This window comes from Microbacterium sp. CPCC 204701 (assembly GCF_004010105.1).
Classification (GTDB): Bacteria; Actinomycetota; Actinomycetes; order Actinomycetales; family Microbacteriaceae; genus Microbacterium.
Genome location: NZ_RRYE01000401.1, coordinates 1 through 2,584, shown reverse-complemented (window position 1 = coordinate 2,584; position 2,584 = coordinate 1). Strand labels below are relative to the sequence as shown.

3 protein-coding genes are annotated in these 2,584 nt (G+C 69.8%); all 3 read left to right on the top strand.

Features of this window, described 5'->3' with window-relative positions; translation table 11 throughout:
• Positions 1–785, top strand: a 785-nt coding sequence (locus EIO58_RS15975) for an FtsQ-type POTRA domain-containing protein (protein WP_127820328.1), incomplete at its 5' end; no start/stop codon positions are given.
• A gap of 170 nt (positions 786–955) precedes the next feature.
• Positions 956–2,116, top strand: a complete 1,161-nt coding sequence (gene ftsZ / locus EIO58_RS15970; RefSeq protein WP_127820327.1) for a cell division protein FtsZ — start codon at positions 956–958, stop codon at positions 2,114–2,116.
• Positions 2,116–2,584: alanine racemase (locus tag EIO58_RS15965; protein ID WP_127820326.1), on the top strand; the 469-nt coding region annotated here is incomplete at its 3' end. The genes ftsZ and EIO58_RS15965, both read left to right, overlap by 1 nt.

Here is a 2,584-nt window from a genome sequence, read left to right as displayed (position 1 = left end):
CCGACGAGCGCGCGGCGGCGGACGTGGGGCTGCGCGAGGTCTGGAAGGCGTCGCGCGCGCGTCGCAAGGCGCTGCGCGCCGAGATCCGTCGCTTCACCGTGCGCCAGCGACGCCGGCGCGCCCTGTGGCTCGGGGTCGCGGCATCCGTCGTCCTGTTGGCTCTCGGCACGATCGGCGCCGCGTACAGCCCGCTGTTCGCCGTGGAGCGGATCGTCGTGGTGGGCGCTCAGCAGCTGAACGCCGCCGAGGTCGAGAACGCGCTCGCGGACCAGGTCGGCACGCCGATGCCGCTCATCGACGAGAGTGCGATCAAGGCCGAGCTCGTCGGGTTCCCGCTCATCGAGACGTACGCGCTCGAGGCGCGGCCGCCGCATGAGCTGGTGATCAGGATCGTCGAGCGGACGCCGATCGGGCTGATCGAGACACGGGCGGGGTACACGCTGGTGGACGCGGCGGGTGTCGCGCTGTCGACGTCGGCGACGCCGAGCCCCGGCACGCCCGTCCTCACGATCACAGGAGGCGTCGACTCGGACGCGTTCACCGCCGCGGGCCAGGTGATGCGCTCGCTGCCCGCTGACATCCGCGCGCAGGTGACGGCGGTGTGGGCGTCCACGCTCGACGATGTGACGCTCACGCTCGGCGGTACGAACACCCGGGTCGTGTGGGGGAGCTCGGACCGGTCGGCCCACAAGGCGCTCGCCCTGCAGCGCATGATGCTGTCGCACCCTCCGGCGGATGTCACCGCCTACGACGTGTCATCGCCCGATGCCGTCGTCGTGCACTGATCGGGTTCGCGACCGACCAGTTCGCGCCCGGTTTGCCGCGACACGCCGCGGGCCTCCGAACGCACGCCCGGCGTCGGCCTACTTTCGAGATCAGGAATTGCATACCGGGCAATTCTTTATACCTCTACTAGAGGTTGAAGGTTAGCAGGTCCAGGGCTACGGAGGCCGGCATGAGCCAGAACCAGAACTACCTCGCCGTGATCAAGGTCGTCGGCGTCGGCGGCGGCGGCGTCAACGCGGTCAACCGCATGATCGAACTCGGCCTGCGCGGCGTCGAGTTCATCGCGATCAACACCGACGCCCAGGCGCTGCTCATGAGCGACGCCGACGTCAAGCTCGACGTGGGGCGAGAACTCACCCGCGGGCTCGGCGCAGGGGCCGACCCCGAGGTGGGCCGCCGTGCCGCCGAGGACCATGCCGAAGAGATCGAGGAGGCGCTGCGCGGCGCCGACATGGTGTTCGTCACCGCGGGTGAAGGCGGTGGCACCGGCACCGGCGGTGCCCCCGTCGTCGCGAAGATCGCGAAGTCGATCGGAGCGCTCACGATCGGTGTCGTGACGAAGCCCTTCTCGTTCGAGGGTCGCCGTCGCCAGCAGCAGGCCGAGACCGGTGTGGGCCGCCTGAAAGAAGAGGTCGACACCCTCATCGTCGTCCCGAACGACCGTCTTCTCGAGATCAGCGATCGCGGCATCTCGATGATCGAGGCGTTCGCGACGGCCGACCAGGTGCTCCTCGCCGGTGTGCAGGGCATCACCGACCTCATCACCACGCCGGGTCTGATCAACCTCGACTTCGCCGACGTCAAGTCCGTCATGCAGGGCGCGGGCTCCGCGCTGATGGGCATCGGCTCGGCGCGCGGCGCGGATCGCGCGATCAAGGCCGCCGAGCTCGCGGTCGAATCGCCCCTGCTCGAGGCTTCGATCGAGGGCGCGCACGGTGTGCTGCTGTCGGTCCAGGGCGGCTCGAACCTCGGCATCTTCGAGATCAACGATGCCGCGCAGCTCGTCAAGGAGGCTGCCCACCCGGAGGCCAACATCATCTTCGGCACAGTGATCGACGACACCCTCGGCGACGAGGTGCGCGTCACGGTGATCGCGGCCGGCTTCGACGGCGGCGAGCCGCAGACGCGCATCGAGCCGATGTCGGCATCGCGGATCGTCTCCGCGCCCGCGTTGCCGGCGACTCCGGCAGAAGACGCGGCGAAGGATCGCGACGCCGAGCCGGAGCCGGCTTCGCAGGGCGTTCCGGTGCCGGTCGGCGCGTCGAGCGACTCTTCGTTCGACTCGGCTTTCGGAGATGACGATCTCGACATCCCCGACTTCCTGAAGTAGTGGATCTCGCCGCGCGCCTGGAGGCCGTCGACGGACGGATCGCGGATGCCGCACGCGCGGCAGGCCGCGATCCGTCGGCGCTCACGCGCATCGTGGTGACGAAGTTCCACCCCGCGAGCCTCGTCGAAGACCTCTACCGACTCGGCGTGCGAGACGTGGGCGAGAACCGGCAGCAGGAGTTCAGCCGCAAAGCCGCGGAGGTCGCCCATCTCGACGAGCTGCGCTGGCACTTCATCGGTCAGGCGCAGACCAACAAGGCCCGTGCGATCCGGGCTGCGGCATCCGTCGTCCAGTCTGTCGATCGCGCGCGGCTCGCCGATGCTCTGCACGCCGCGGCCGACGACGATCCCGTCCTCGACGTGCTGCTGCAGGTGAATCTCACCGATGACCCGTTGCGCGGCGGCGTGGCGCCGGGCGACCTCGCCGCGCTCGCCGAGCACGCCGCAGGACTGTCCACCCTGCGCGTCC

Coding starts and splice junctions, on each gene's coding strand:
- ftsZ (WP_127820327.1), top strand. CDS start 956: ATGAGCCAGAACCAGAACTACCTCGCCGTGATCAAGGTCGTCGGCGTC.